Source organism: Chitinophaga sancti (assembly GCF_034424315.1).
In the GTDB taxonomy this organism is placed as follows: Bacteria; Bacteroidota; Bacteroidia; order Chitinophagales; family Chitinophagaceae; genus Chitinophaga; species Chitinophaga sancti.
This window is the reverse complement of the sequence record NZ_CP139972.1, coordinates 1,027,458-1,042,859: the sequence shown is the minus strand read 5'-3', so window position 1 is coordinate 1,042,859 and position 15,402 is coordinate 1,027,458. Positions and strand designations below refer to the sequence as shown.

Sequence of the window (15,402 nt, the reverse complement as noted above, 5' to 3'; positions counted from 1 at the left end):
TAATGTACAAATTACCACGTTTAAAAACCAACGCTATTTTATCCTGCATTGTCAAATTCCTCCCAGATCAATTCTCTGTTTACAAAAGCCGCAGCTGCCAATCCCCCTGCTACTGCATTGGCCACCCCACGCATCATGCTGCAATTATCACCTGCAGCATACACACCTTCTACAGACGTCTTTCCAAAATCACCCACCTGGATATATCCTGTCTCCGTGAGCGCACAACCCAATTGCGCAGGGATCTCACTGTGCTGAACAAACGGTAAACGTGCATATAAGGCTTTTAACGGCACTTTTGTGCCGTCGCTTAACTCCACCTCGCTTAGGTGTCCGTTCTCGTGAATAATGCCCTTTACAGGCGTTTCTATGATTTGGATGTTTTTCCGCCTGATTTGCGCCTGCATTTCATCGCTGAGGGTGGCAGGGCCATTCGTAAATAGGGTCAGATCTTTTGTCCAGTGTTGTATCAGTTTCACGGTTTCAAAGCCGCCCTCGCCGTTGCCTAAGATGCCTGTAGGCTGATTCGCCACTTCGTACCCATGACAATAAGGGCAGTGGATCACAGAGATCCCCCAGCATTCTGCCACACCCGGGATCTCTGGCAGGAGGTCTTTGATACCGGTGGTAATAATGAGTTTTTTTGTGGTGAATATTTCACCTGCTGCAGTTGTGATGGAAAAACCAAGACTGTTTTTTTCTGCACTTATAGCCATGCCTTGCCGTAATTGTACGGTAGTATATGCTTTGAGTTGTTCGCGTGCAATTTTCGCGATGGCTGCGGGGGTTTCACCATCTCTCGTTAAGAAATTGTGTGAATGCGGGGTTTGTGCATTACAGGGTTTGCCGCTATCAATGATCAATACATTCCTGCGTGCGCGGCCCAGGGTCATGCCTGCCTGTAATCCGGCGTAACTACCTCCGACGATGATGACTTCGAAATCCATATTTATCATTTTGAACAAATGTAAATAGGTTAACTTTACGATGGTAGAGAACTACCCTCTATGGAAGTGTTTGATAATAATTCAAAATAATGTTGATATGGTTTGTCCCGGTGAAAAGATTTATGATTGCAGGCGCCAGTTGCTGGCGATACAGGATACACTGGATATCCTGGGTGGGAAGTGGAAGGTAACTATTTTAGGTTGCCTGGCGATGGGAGGGAAGCGGTTCATGGATCTGCAAAGAGAGCTGGCGGGAATAGGCCCGAAAATGCTGTCGAAAGAACTACATGAACTGGAGATGAACGGTCTGATTAAAAAGAATGAGGAAGGAAAGTATGAGATGACATCGTATAGTGATTCCCTGAAGCCGGTGATAGAAGTGTTAGCAGCGTGGGGCGCACAGCACCGGGTGAAGGTCATGTCCATGCAGTAAATAATAATTCATACCTTTAAGTAGATTTATTAAAATTTATGAGCCTGGTAAAAAACGCATTTTACAGTGCTGCGCAGCTGTTGCCCCTTGCCGTATTGAAACAAAGACGTGCCGGTAGTTTATTGCTCCCTTATCATCACCTGGTGAGCGATTCCCCGGTTCCGCATATCAGGCATCTCTATCCCTGGAAAGGCACAAAGGATTTTGAAAAAGATCTCGATTACTTACTCAGGCGTTTCAAAGCAGTCACACTACAGGATGTTATTCAATCTTTAAGAACAGGGCAATCACTTCCGGCTGGCTCTTTCCTGCTTACCTTCGATGATGGCTTACGCGAGATCAAGGACATCGTTGCGCCCATGCTTCTCCGCAAAGGTGCGCCGGCAGCGTTTTTCCTAAACAGCGCATTTCTTGATAATAAGAACCTCTTTTATAAATTCAAGCTCAGCCTGATCATTGAGAGTTTGCAATCAGGTAATCATTCCAGGGCAACACTCGATCGGCTATACGCTTTCCTGCAGGCAGATGAATCAACAGTTATTGCTGCTCTTAAAAACATCACTTACACCACCAGGGGGCAGGCAGACGAGGTAGCAGGTATTTTGGGTATTTCCTTTGCGCAGTATTTGTCTGACGTCAAACCATTCCTCACAATGGATGAAGTGGGAACCCTATTGCAACAGGGCTTTGCCATTGGCGGTCATAGTATTGATCATCCGTATTATAAGCAGCTTACACTGGAAGAACAACTGTTCCAGACCAGGCAATCTGTAGACTTCCTCGTACAGCATTTCAACCTGCCTTACCGGGCCTTTGCATTTCCACATACAGATGCAGGGGTGAGTAAGATCTTCTTCAATACATTGTTAGAAGGGCCTGAGCCGCTGGATGTGATTTTTGGAACAGCGAACCAGCGTAAGGATTTCAACCCGAAAATACTGCATCGTTTTAATTGTGAAAGGCCTTCTGTAAGCATCAATGCAGCCGTGAAGGGGATCCTGTTGCTGAATAAAATTCAGCAAATGACGAACAAGGATGAGATCAGTCGATAGCAGTCAGCAAAGCTATTACATCATTTCTATTCTCATCTCCAAAACCTTTGAACCTTCTTAATACATTCCCTTTATCATCTGCCAAAACCACGGTGGGTATAGCGCCTAAATTGTAATACCCTTCGACTGCATCCATCTGCATAGAATCAACCCGCAACTGGCGCCAGGGCATCTTTTCCATCAATAATGCTTTGCCCCAGTCAGCATCCTTCTTATCGATGCTTACGCTCACCATATTCAAATTTTGATGATCCCCTGTTTCATTGTAGATGGACTTAAATTGCGGTATATCTTCTCTGCAGGCATGACACCAACTCGCCCAGAAAATGATCAGGTTATATTTCTTCCCGGGCAGGATCACTGGTTGCAAACCATAATAGGGCGTGAGCAGATTAAAGTTCGTCACCTTATCATAATGATCGGGGCGCAGGGCCAGCATCTGGCGGATCTTCTTCGCACCTGCGCTATGTGCTACCTCACTGCTGAAGTTCCCCAGCAAGATGCGCAGCTCTTCATTCCGGAAGGCATAGATACAAGCGCTGATCCTGTCTAATATATAATAGGAGTGAGGGTTTTCTTTTACCCTGTTATTGATGTAATTAAAATACCTGCTGCGCTTTGCAGTATCCTGTTCGTCCTGGAATCCCAGTGTCAGGTATTTTGTCATCAATGCATTTTCGGGGCCACTATTAACGGTGATATGGCCTCTCAATTCGCCTTCGAGGAGCGTTACTCCGGGTTCAGTGAAGAAGTTAGGAATGACATCTGCATACGTAAATCCGTTCCCTATTATAGCTGCGATGAAAGGCACAAAATTTTTATCAGGATGGATTACAAACTCGAAGCGGTCATCTTTCACCAGGGCCGAATCCAGGGGGTGATCAAAATCGTGTATGCTATATAAGTAAATTTTATCTCTATGCAATTTTGTAATGTGTCCACGAATGGTAATGGTATGATCAGTGGGTTTGCATGAATTAATAAAAAGGAAAACAAAACATGCAAGAATTGTGTTTAGGTTAAGGTAGCAATTCATGTCATTAAATTATGAATTACCTAAATCATATCCTACATCGAAAGTGTTAAAATGGGCCCTATAACAGACCTAATTGTGAACAATTGCTAAGGCAGAATTGAATGGAAAAAAATAGAGGGGAAAATAGTGACATATATTGTTTTTTGTCAGCAGGTTACGTATATTTAAAAATTATAGATTATTTAATACTTTATATTTGTTTTTTTTATTAAAAAACGAATTTGTGTCCTATTTTTGCCCGGAACGATTGAGACACATCTTATCGATTCAAAGTATTAATTAAAAAATGTCGGCTATTGTAAAACGCTACTAAATTTTAACCAAACGTGAAGAACCTACCTATCGTCAGGCTACTGATATGTACCTGTCTGTCATTAATTGCATTACTGTATCCCTATGTAATGAAAGCCCAGGGGGATCAGACTGCGATCACTGTAAAACTTGCCACCGGCCAAACCACAGGCGCCTGGCTGCATTTACCGGATGATTATAATAGTACTTCGACCACTTACCCACTGCTCATTTTCCTGCACGGCGTAGGAGAGGGTGGTACTGATGTCAATGCTGTACTGGCACACGGTGTACCAAAGATGATTGCCAACGGTGCAAAGATGCAGTATACCGTGAATGGCAAGTTGTTTAAGTTTATCGTGGTATCTCCGCAAATCCCCAATGGATGGGCCAGCGAAACCATGGTGCAAAATGTACTGAATGATATCAAATCGAGGTACAGAGTGGATGCATCCCGTATTTATCTGACCGGGCTCAGTGCCGGTGGTTATGGTGTACTAAACTACATCGCTTCCGGAACGACCTATTCAGATAACCTGGCTGCCATCGTACCCGTATCTTCAGCTGCCATTGACGCCAATAAATTCGCAGGCCTGTGCAACGTTGCCAGCAGCAAACTTGCTGTATGGATGCTTTGTGGCACCAGCGATAGCTTTATTGGCAACCAGCGCGATTATATTGCTGATATGAAGGCCTGTAATCCTGCTATCACACCTATTGCTACTGAATATAGCGGAGGCACGCATAGTGACGATGTATGGGATAAGGCTTACGATCCTAATCACACTTACCAGAATCCTAATATTTATGAATGGATGCTTCAATACAGCCGCAACGCATCCGCTACCATATCCGTTCCGGTGGCTGCCGTAGCGTCTTCCAGCCTGACCATAACCTTACCAACCAATAGCGTGACACTAGATGGTTCCTCTTCTACAGGAACTATTACTACATATGCATGGACGCAAACATCTGGTCCTTCTACTGCGACCCTGGGCAGCACCGCCACTTCAAAAGCCACTGCCAGCAACCTTGTAGCGGGCACCTATGTATTTACACTGACTGTATCAAACGCCGCAGGGAGTAGTACAAAGACTGTGACCGTGACCGTAAATGCCGCAACTGTAGCCGCTCCTGTGGCAGCCGTTGCGTCTTCCAGTATCGCTGTTACACTTCCTGCTAATACAGCTGCCTTAGATGGTTCTTCATCTACAGGCACCATCACCAGTTATACCTGGGCACAAACTTCCGGGCCTTCTACCGCGGCACTCAGTAGCAGTAGTACCGCGAAAGCCACTGCCAGCAGTCTTGTAGCGGGTACGTATGTATTTACACTGACTGTATCAAACGCCGCAGGGAGTAGCACAAAGGCGTCGACGGTAACCGTGAATACCGCAACTGTAGCCGCTCCCGTGGCAGCCGTTGCGTCTTCCAGTATCGCTGTTACACTTCCTGCTAATACAGCTACCTTAGATGGTTCTTTATCTACAGGCACCATTACCAGCTATACCTGGGCACAAACTTCCGGGCCTTCTACTGCATCACTTAGCAGCACGAGTACCGCGAAAGTCACTGCCAGCAGTCTTGTAGCAGGTACGTATGTGTTTACACTGACTGTAAAAAACGCAACGGGCAGCAGCAGCAAAACTGTTACCGTAGTAGTGAGTGCAGCCACCGGCGGTAAAACGGCCTGCGCAGGCTGTAAATTCCTGATCACACCAGGTACCGATGGCGGCGCATATATCAATGGTACTAACCTTGGCGTACAACCCGGTGATACAGTATGTATCCAGTCTGGCAGCTACGATTATATCCAGTTCTTCAACATCACCGGTACTACCGCCAAACCAATCGTATTCATCAACTGCGGAGGCCAGGTAAAGATCGGGAACGGCGGCAGCTATGGCTTCGTATTCAACAACGCGAAATACTTTAAAGTAACAGGTACCGGCAGCACCGATACCTATGGCTTCAGTGTAGACGGGGTGACCAAAAAGTTAAACGTAGGACTGGGTATCAGTAAAGGTTGTACCGATTACGAAGCAGATCACTTCGAGATCACCGGCTCCGAAGTAGGGGTGATGGCCAAAGTAAACCCGGATTGTGATCCCGCGAACCAGTATCCTACCTTCGCTATCAGGAATGTAAAACTGCACGACCTTTATATACACGACGTAACCGGTGAAGGGATGTACATTGGGAACACCGCGCCAAACGGTGAAACAGCGACCTGTAATGGCGTCTCTACCACCTTACTGCCTCCACGCATTTACAACCTGAAAATCTACAACGTGACCACTGCCAACACCGGCTGGGATGGCATCCAGGTAGCATCCGCTCCTGAAAACGTAGAGATCTATAATAACAAGGTATCTAACTATGGCGTGGAGAATAAAGGTAGTCAGCAGGCAGGGATCATCCTGGGTGGCGAATCCAATGGTAAGGTATATAACAATACCGTAATCAAGGGAACCGGTAATGGGATCGAAGTATTCGGTACTGGTCTGAACTACGTGTATAATAATATTCTCAGCGATTGCGGTATAGATGGTACGAGCATTGGTCAGGATGCGATCTTCATCGATGACCGTCCGACCAAACAAAACTACAAGGCCCTGCAGGTATATGTGATGAATAATACCATCGTCAACTCTGGCAGAGATGCTATCCGCATGCAAAATACAAATGGCACGGATGGTAGCGGCAACCTCTTTATCAATAACCTTGCTGTGAAACCCGGTTCACTGGCCGCCAGGGGCTCACTGGCCTACCTCACCATTCAATCCGGTATCGCTTATACAGGGTCTAATAACCTGAATTATCCTGATCCCGCAACGGTGAAGTTCGTAGATGTGACGAACAAAAACTTCCACCTGGCAGCAGGTTCGCCTGCCATCGACCAGGGCAAAGATCTGGGTGCCTATTTCAAAACTGATATAGATGGTAACGCCCGCCCGCAGGGAAGTGCATTTGATGCAGGTGCCGATGAATATGCATCCGGTACTGCTGCAAACCTTGCGCCGACTGCCAATGCAGGTACTGACCAGGCAATTACTTTGCCCCTTACAACCGTTACACTGAACGGTACCGGATCTACCGATAGTGATGGTACCATTAATTCTTACAAATGGGTACAGGCTTCCGGTCCGGTTACGGCTACTTTCAGCAGCGCCACGGTGGCATCGCCCGTGTTGACGAACCTGACCGCTGCAGGTACTTATGTATTCACCCTGACAGTAACCGATAACGGTGGCGCGACTGCTACCGACCAGGTGAGCATCACCGTGAAAGCAGCGAATGTTGCACCCACCGCGAATGCCGGTACTGACCAGACCATCACACTGCCTACTACTTCAGCTACCTTGAACGGTACAGGCTCCAAAGACAGCGATGGTACGATCGCTGCCTACAAATGGGTACAATCTTCAGGTCCTGTCACCGCGACAATCAGTAGTGCGACCATCGCATCTCCTGCGATTAGCAACCTCACCACCGCTGGCACTTATATATTCGCACTGACAGTAACCGATAACGGTGGCGCGACCGGTACTGATAATATTACCATCACCGTAAAAGCAGCAACTACTACAAACGTAGCGCCTACAGCCAATGCCGGTACCGACCAGGCCATCCAGCTGCCTGTAACTACGGTAACCCTGAACGGTACAGGTTCCAAAGACAGCGATGGTACGATCGCTGCCTACAAATGGGTACAGGCTTCAGGTCCTGTCGCCGCGACAATCAGTAGTGCGACCATCGCATCTCCTGCGATTAGCAACCTCACCACCGCAGGCACTTATATATTCACACTGACAGTAACTGATAACGGTGGCGCGACTGCTACCGACCAGGTGAGCATCACTGTGAAAGCAGCGAATGTTGCACCCACCGCGAATGCCGGTACTGACCAGACCATCACACTGCCTACTACTTCAGTTACCCTGAACGGTACAGGCTCCAAAGACAGCGATGGTACGATCGCTGCCTACAAATGGGTACAGGCTTCAGGTCCTGTCGCCGCGACAATCAGTAGTGCGACCATCGCATCTCCTGCGATTAGCAACCTCACCACCGCGGGCACTTATGTATTCACACTGACAGTAACCGATAACGGTGGCGCGACTGCTACCGACCAGGTAAGCATTACCGTGACTGCAGCTGCTGTCAATAAAGCGCCGACTGCAAACGCTGGTGCAGACCAGAGCATTACACTACCTACATCAACGGTGACACTGAATGGTACAGGTAGTACGGACAGCGACGGTACGATCTCTGCCTACAAATGGGTACAGGCTTCAGGTCCTGTCACCGCGACAATCAGTAGTGCGACCATCGCATCTCCTGCGATTAGCAACCTCACCACCGCGGGCACTTATGTATTCACACTGACAGTAACCGATAACGGTGGCGCAACTGCTACCGACCAGGTAAGCATCACCGTGACTGCCGCTGCTGCTAATAAAGCGCCTGTAGCTGTAGCAGGTAGCGATATCACCATTACGATGCCGAAGAACTCAACTACCGTAGATGGTGCTGGTTCAAGCGACAGCGATGGATCTATCGTCTCTTATAAATGGACACAGATCTCCGGTCCGGGTACTGCATCACTGCCTGCTGCTACTTCAGCAAAGACAGATGTGAACCAGCTCTCTTATGTAGGTACTTATGTATTCAGACTGACTGTGACCGATAATAATGGTGCAACTGCAACGGATGATATCAATGTAATTGTGAAAGCTGCTGCCGGTAATAATCTTGTCGCCAATGCCGGTGCAGACCAGGGCATTACTTTACCGACCGTAAATACTGTAACACTCAATGGTACAGGTTCTACATCCAGCAATTATATCTCAATTTATAAATGGGAACTGGTAAGCGGTCCTGCTGCCGGAGCAACAATTCTGAATCCGGCTTCGCAAACACCGGTGGTTACATTCACCCTGACAGGTACTTATGTTTTTCGACTCACGGTTACGGATACATATGGCGTTACAGCCACCGATGAAGTAACGGTGGTAGTCAGTGGCAAGTCAGCAACAGTTAATGACAGCGAAGTCACCATACAGGTGTATCCCAATCCCGCCAGTAGTTCTCTCAACCTGAAGCTGGTCGTGAAAGAAGCAGCTAATCTTGTAGTAAGAATATTCAATAGCAGTGGTTATATCAGGGATACGTATTACATGGGTAATACTAATTCGGTAATGAAGACTTTTGATGTAAGTCGTCTTTCTGCCGGATTGTATATTCTTGAAATAACGGATGGTAAGTCCATGAAACTGACCAGCAAGTTTATGAAAGTGAATTAAAAGTGAAAAGGGCCTGCGGAAACAACTGCAGGCCTTTTTTTTATAAAAGTTGGGTTCATTCCACAGGGGGATTCCCTGTTTCACGAATGTTTTTTATCAAAATGGGATTCGATTCTGTTAGAACTCATTTCATAATTACTATTTATGTATTGATTATCAGCTGAAAATACCTATTTATGAACTGAGTGCTAGTTACTTCCCTTTTTCAATAATGTTTTTTATCAAAATGGATTTGCATTCCCTTTGAAAAGGGGCCCCCTCGTTGAAGAATGCCCCTTTATTATGAATTCCTGATTAGCACTCATTTCATAAATTAATAATCAATAATTATGAATTGAGTTCCAGAATAGACCGCTTTCCATCGGGAAATATCCTCTTCCTACTACTTCTTGTATTGCAACATCCACTCGTAAATATTCATCCCATATTGCCTATTACTGGTATCATACAATGCTTTCCATGTATGATGTGCAAACCCATCCAATATCGTGAGTTTTGCCAGGTTAGGCTTATATGAATTGGTACTATCTTTATACCGCTCACACTCTTCCAGGAAATGCGGTTCATCTGTTCCCGCCATGTACCAGGTAGGAATATTCGCATCCGCTACCAGTTTAAAGCGCTTCATATTCGGCTCATCGATCGTTGCTACCGACATGGGAACAGCTGCTGCAATCCGGTTTGACAATGCCGCATTATCCGTCATTGCCATCACGGTAGCCCAGCCACCTGCACTATATCCGGTCAGGTAGATCCGGGAACGGTCTACACGATAACGTTTTTCCACATCATCCAGCAGGCGTTTAATCTCTGCTGGCTTCAGCCCCCAGCTGGGGGCCTGGGGGGCAATAACAATGAATTTATATAGTTTACCATCAACGGGATTTACAGCTTCTATCCTCTCTCCATTATTGATCCAGTAGGGAATACCCTCCAGGTATAACTTAGACAGATCATGGCCCGATTTACTCTTACCATGGAGGAAAACAATCAGGGGGTATTCCTTTTTTGATTTACTATAATCGTCGGGGAGTTGCACCAATGCACCTATCTTACTCCAGGGATTAACAGGAATCAATATACTGTCCATATGATGTTGCGCAAATGAGTTCACTGTTTGTATACACATTACGAACAAGAGCGCGACAATTGTAGTGGTACTTTTTACCATGACAAAAAATTAAAATTAGATAATGAGCCCGGGTTAGCAGCAACAAGGGTTAGTTCGTTGCTTATACCATTGGAAGGCGATGCTTCCCTGGTGATCACTGGGCAATTTACTCTCCGGCATAGCAAAGGAAGACCTTGTTTTCCGGTTGTTAAAGTTAGCGGCATAGTATGTAAGACGATGCTTTACTGAGGTTACCGGGTGTCTTACGCTGGTGTTGCAAGCAATGACCTTGTTTTCAGACGCTGGATAGCAAGGTAGACACTGCTTCCGGTTGATGACTGCCTCCGGTGTTGCAAGGAAACGCTTGCTTCCCTGCTGATTATTGGGCAATCACCGTCTCCAGCTTCACACCGATCAGTTCCTCGATCTCCAGTTTCACATTCGCCAGATCGCGCTCCAGGTTCAGCTTCTTCGTTCTGTCACTATTGTACAACTGGGATGCGGAAGAATATGCGTCGTAAGAAATACTACCTGCAGCCAGTTTACTTTCTGCCTGTGTAAATGCCGCAAAATCATCTTCTGTGATCTCGTTCTGCATCGTCAGCAGTTGTTTGTTCATCAGGTAATCGTGGTATTTGGATAATACCATTGCCTTGATCTGCCTCTTTGCAGATTCTTCCTGGGCAGAAGCGATCTTTACATTCGAGCGGGCTACTTTCACATCGGAACCTTTACTTACCAGGGAACCCAGTGGTACATTGATACCTACGTTCCAGAGTGGATAATACACCTGTGCGCGGTAGTCGTTAGAATTCTTGTAGCGACCTGTGGTTACGTCATTGATGTTCGCACCCAGGGTTACGTAATTCAGCCAGTTACCCTTTGCTTTATTGAGCTCATACTGGGCTCTTTGCTTTTCATATACTCTGACTTTCAGGTCAGGATTTTCGTAAGCGAGTTGTACCAGTTTTTCCTGGATGTCTTCTGCAGAAACATCCTTCGACGGTGTAGCCGGTAATGTTTTGTTCTGTGCGCTCACTGTGAGGGCGGTAGCGAGGAAAAATAAGACGATGCAGATGTGCTGTTTCATGTTGTTATTGTTTTTACTTGGTCTGAATTTTTATGAGAAGGTGTTTCGAAATCTTTCATTTTTACGATGATGGCCATCGAGCTGTAAAAGAAGAAGGCGCCTGGGATCTGCCCGATGGCCACCTGGGCATAATGAGCTACGATATAGGCATATAAACCCGTTACGATGGCCACATATAGCGCCTTGACCTCTTTGGTCTTTGCCCGGTAATAGCCTTTTACCCCTACCAGGAGCGTCGCAAAGAATAGCGTCATTGTGATTATTAGCCCGATCCAGCCCGTTTCAAGGGCGGTACGGAGGTAACCACTGTCCGGCGGGAAACCAGCCAAAGGATGGCCCGGATTGTACTGAATACCCAGTACCCCTGTAGTAGCCACTCCACCACCGATCGGATGCCGCCAGATGTATGGCTGGATATTATGCCTGTTCGCATCGCGCACGTTCATCGATTCATCATCCTTGAGGTGGAAGGAGGTCCGTATCCGGTTCACCGTATTATTTCCGGAGAAAGGGCCGAACATGAGCACCACCATAAACATGAGGAAGCCGGCCATAAACAACAGGGTCCTCTTGTTCGTGATCGTCATGAGGATATAGATGGCCAGGCCAGCCGGTATCATGAAATACGCCGTACGTGTACCGGAAAATGACATGCCCAGCACCATGATGATAATACCCACGATCAGCCAGTTGCGCTGTTTGGGTTTCTGGGTAGTCATGGCCAGCACAATAGCAAAGACGATGCTGCAGGCCATCAATATACCATACGCAGTGGGGTCGGAGAGGAAGGAGAACTTCCTGATCTCACCACCCTGGAAGTATAAACGGTAGCGTACCGGGTCACTCACTACCCAGTGCTCCTCGAAGCCCAGCAACCCAAACCACTGCTGGAAGCAGCCATAGGCGCCAGCCAGCACGGAGAGGAATAACCAGAGTTTCATATAATCCTTTACATCCTTCACACTGTTGAACGTAAACAGGCCTACGAAATAGATCATCACGAAGTTGATAAACTTACGTACCGTAAAGATCCAGCCGTCTACCGAATACATGGAAGGATTGAACAGTTCTATGGCCAAGAATCCCAGGTACATGAGGTACATGTAAGAAATGGGATTCTTCATATACTGCCAGATGCGCTGTTTATGAATGGTCTTCCTGTAATAAGCGCCAATAAAGGTGACCGCTGTCAACACATCCACTGCCACCCCCATGGGGATGACGTCGTCACTCATGCGCTTGATATAGAACATGAAGAACCCTACAATTGTTGTGATCAGAAACCCAAGCCGGGTATTGAACAGACAGATAAAAGTCACCAGGCCACCTATCAGACCTGCCGCGATTACCAAACCTATGAGGTAATCTTTGTAGCCCACCAGCAGACTAATGCCCAGCGATACTAACAATACGGCAGCAAAAGCCAGGGGAGAATCCAGTCTGCGTGAGCCTCTCAACGGAGCTGTTCTGTTCATGATTGCCTGTCGCATATATTAGAAGAATAATACTTTTAAAGTCAGTACGATCAAAGTGAAGGCAATGAACATCGTCACGGTGATCTCTAATAATCGATCGTCTGAAAACCTGTTATCTTTCATGCCTCTACGTTTTGAGTTTGTTCCAGATATGCCCCCATTAACCCGATACACTGTTCCCAGGTATGTGATAATGCAAAGGCTTTTCTTGCTTCCTGTAAGGAGATGTTGTCACCTTCCTGCAGTGCCGTTTCGATCTGTGCGAGGTAGTCCGCCGGGCTGCTACAGAGATATACGTAAGATGCGAACATGCGCATCGCTACGGTATCTGTAGCTACCACCGGTTTACCCAGTGCCAGGTACTCGTCTATCTTGCGGGGATAGTTGCCAATGGTCATTTCATTGAGCACCTGGGGATTGATGCATACATCAAAACTGTGGATCCATGCAGGCAGCTCTTCAGATGGGCGGTTCCCTGTGAAGTGCACATTTTTTAGTTCGTGCAATGTACTGTTGCGGAATGCTTCATCTTCCGGGCCTACCAGTACCAGGCTCCAGTCAGGACGCTGTGTGGCGATCTTTTCCAGTAATGCTGGATCCAGCCTTGAGGTAATGAGTGCACCTACATACCCGATTACCGGGCTATTGAATGATTGTACTACCGGCAACTCATTATTCAGCCAGCTGAAATCGCAGCCCTGACCGATGTCGAAAGATGATTTATTATACTTAGCGCCATATTCCGCCAGGTATGCTGAATTAGCTGCAACGATGGTTGCCTTCTTCATCAGCAGGGGTTCCAGCCGTACACCATGTTTTTTGAAATAAGGCTGGCTGGTCAGGTTATCCCTGATATAATAGATGGTCTCCTGCACACCTTCCAGCAATTCAGGGAGGTATTGTGCACGGAAGAAATCATTGTCAATGAACAGGAGTGCATCGCTGAATCCCAGTCGTTTTGCAGCCTGGTTGATTTCGCGGGCGAGTCTTTTATTGTTGACCAGGTTGATCCTGTCAAAGAGCAAGGGCATCGGGATCCAGTTGATCGATTCCAGTACGGTACGTGGGTCCAGTGTCCAGAGTGAAGCCGTAACGGGTTGCAGGTCATTGGTATCTCCCCGCAGGCTTGCTTTCCGGGCCAGCACTTTCTCGTCATCAGAAGCGCGGAGGGCAGAGATCCTGTCCAGTGCACGGTTCACGTATAGTACACGGTTGTGCTGTGACAGCTCGTGTGCCATGTTCTTACAGTTACTCCCGATCCGGATGTCCCAGGGCTGTAAGCCAACGATGATTATATCCCTGTTCCTGATCATCTGGTTTTTGATTTAAGTAAATAACGTTGCTGTACCACGGAAAACGCTTCCGGGTAGAATTGCAGCATATATTTTACCACATTGAGCAAGCTTGTTTTGAGCTTACGGTGCAGGATGGTCTGCGTAATAATAAAGCAGATCCCATATGAGGTCATGGTGCCGTAAGCAGCACCCATCAATCCCATCTGACGGGTATAGAACATGCAGATGAAGATATTACAGATAGCCGTTACAGTGATTACATAAAAGTTCAGTTTGGGCAGGCCTATTGAATCCATAATAGTGCCAAACTGCTTGATGAAAGGCAGAAACAGCCCGTAAAATATTGTTACCTGCAAAATTGGTACGGCTTCCATATATCCCTGTCCTGCGATGATACCAATCACCAGCTTAGGCAGCAATACGATGGCCAGGCTGGCGGGTACTGCAACGGCGAGGATGGTGCCCACCGCCCTTTCGTAGTAGTACTTCACCATTGCCAGGTTGCCGTCTTCCATCATCTTCGCTGTTTTGGGGAAAAGAATATCTCCCAGTACCTGGCTGGGTACATCTACGAGATTGGAGATACGCAGGCATACATTGTACAATGCAACTGAAGGCGTACCTAAAAAGGAAGAGATGATGAAGGAATCTGTATTGCGGAATAATGATGAACTCACATTTGTACCGAATACCCATCTGCCAAAAGTCCAGAGGCGGCTAAACCATTCCTGATGGTATTTGATCTTTTTCGCTATAAAGTTCCGCGCGAAGTAGCCGGATACGATTGTACCGCAAATCAGGCCAGCGTCAAAGTAAAGGATCAGGTGGGTTAAAGTGATGTTGTGTGTAAATACCAAATGCGCTACAATTAAGAGGAAACTGGTGCCCTGCCGGCTCAGGTAGCCCCAGAAAATACCCCTGAAATCAGCATTGGCGTTCTGCACCCACTCAAAATGGGAGAAGGGAATTAACAGCAATAAGCCAGGCAGGAACAGGTACATCACCATGGCCAGTGGAGGCGCCTGCAGTACCTTGCTCACAGGAATGATAAAGGCTGCTATCAGGATCCCGATCAGGCCTGTTATCAGAATATTGAGGTACAAAGCAGCGGACTGTATATGGGGATGTTCTTCAGCAGCATGACCATTGATGTATTTGATCACTGCATTTTTTATCAGGCTCTGTCTTACAATCTCAATAATACCGGTATATACGAGAAAGAGGTTCCATACGCCCATATCGGACTTGGTCAGTGAGCGGGTTAAAACCAGCACACTGCCGATCCCGAACAGGAGTACAGCAATTTTCTGTAATCCGCTGTAGATGCCGGATTTCAGCCAGTAAGTGTATTTCGGATCGCTCATTT

General features: G+C 46.9%; 10 protein-coding genes. 3 read left to right on the top strand and 7 right to left on the bottom strand.

Features of this window, described 5'->3' with window-relative positions; translation table 11 throughout:
- Positions 1-38: 38 nt before the first annotated feature.
- Positions 39-947 (bottom strand): NAD(P)/FAD-dependent oxidoreductase, encoded by a 909-nt coding sequence (locus U0033_RS03765; RefSeq protein WP_245801720.1) that lies wholly within the window; start codon positions 945-947, stop codon positions 39-41.
- 97 nt (positions 948-1,044) lie between these two features.
- Between U0033_RS03765 and U0033_RS03760 the strand changes: the two genes are divergently transcribed.
- Positions 1,045-1,380 (top strand): winged helix-turn-helix transcriptional regulator, encoded by a 336-nt coding sequence (locus U0033_RS03760; RefSeq protein WP_072358270.1) that lies wholly within the window; start codon positions 1,045-1,047, stop codon positions 1,378-1,380.
- Positions 1,381-1,418: 38 nt separating this feature from the next.
- Positions 1,419-2,432 carry a polysaccharide deacetylase family protein gene (locus U0033_RS03755; protein ID WP_072357532.1) on the top strand — a complete coding sequence of 338 codons (1,014 nt, stop codon included), beginning with the start codon at positions 1,419-1,421 and terminating at the stop codon, positions 2,430-2,432.
- Here U0033_RS03755 and U0033_RS03750 read toward each other — a convergent pair.
- Positions 2,422-3,357 (bottom strand): TlpA family protein disulfide reductase, encoded by a 936-nt coding sequence (locus U0033_RS03750; RefSeq protein WP_177318549.1) that lies wholly within the window; start codon positions 3,355-3,357, stop codon positions 2,422-2,424. The genes U0033_RS03755 and U0033_RS03750 overlap by 11 nt on opposite strands.
- Positions 3,358-3,794: 437 nt before the next feature.
- On the opposite strand from U0033_RS03750, the gene U0033_RS03745 reads away from it, so the two are divergent.
- The gene (locus tag U0033_RS03745; RefSeq protein ID WP_322518527.1) at positions 3,795-9,065 is read left to right on the top strand and encodes a PKD domain-containing protein; all 5,271 of its coding nucleotides are present in this window, start codon (positions 3,795-3,797) and stop codon (positions 9,063-9,065) included.
- A 382-nt stretch (positions 9,066-9,447) separates the two neighbouring features.
- Here U0033_RS03745 and U0033_RS03740 read toward each other — a convergent pair whose 3' ends face one another.
- The 5 genes from U0033_RS03740 to U0033_RS03720 form a co-directional block, all read right to left on the bottom strand.
- Positions 9,448-10,236 (bottom strand): carboxylesterase family protein, encoded by a 789-nt coding sequence (locus U0033_RS03740; RefSeq protein ID WP_143150628.1) that lies wholly within the window; start codon positions 10,234-10,236, stop codon positions 9,448-9,450.
- 319 nt (positions 10,237-10,555) lie between these two features.
- Entirely contained in the window at positions 10,556-11,266 is a 711-nt protein-coding gene (locus U0033_RS03735) for a TolC family protein (RefSeq protein WP_072357536.1), read from the bottom strand.
- Positions 11,263-12,756 (bottom strand): O-antigen ligase family protein, encoded by a 1,494-nt coding sequence (locus tag U0033_RS03730; RefSeq protein ID WP_083571367.1) that lies wholly within the window; start codon positions 12,754-12,756, stop codon positions 11,263-11,265. The genes U0033_RS03735 and U0033_RS03730 overlap by 4 nt, the downstream gene beginning before the upstream one ends.
- Before the next feature lie 104 nt (positions 12,757-12,860).
- Positions 12,861-14,054 carry a glycosyltransferase gene (locus tag U0033_RS03725; protein WP_072357538.1) on the bottom strand — a complete coding sequence of 398 codons (1,194 nt, stop codon included), beginning with the start codon at positions 14,052-14,054 and terminating at the stop codon, positions 12,861-12,863.
- The gene (locus U0033_RS03720; protein ID WP_072357539.1) at positions 14,051-15,400 is read right to left on the bottom strand and encodes a lipopolysaccharide biosynthesis protein; all 1,350 of its coding nucleotides are present in this window, start codon (positions 15,398-15,400) and stop codon (positions 14,051-14,053) included. The genes U0033_RS03725 and U0033_RS03720 overlap by 4 nt, the downstream gene beginning before the upstream one ends.
- Between the last annotated feature and the right edge of the window lie 2 nt (positions 15,401-15,402).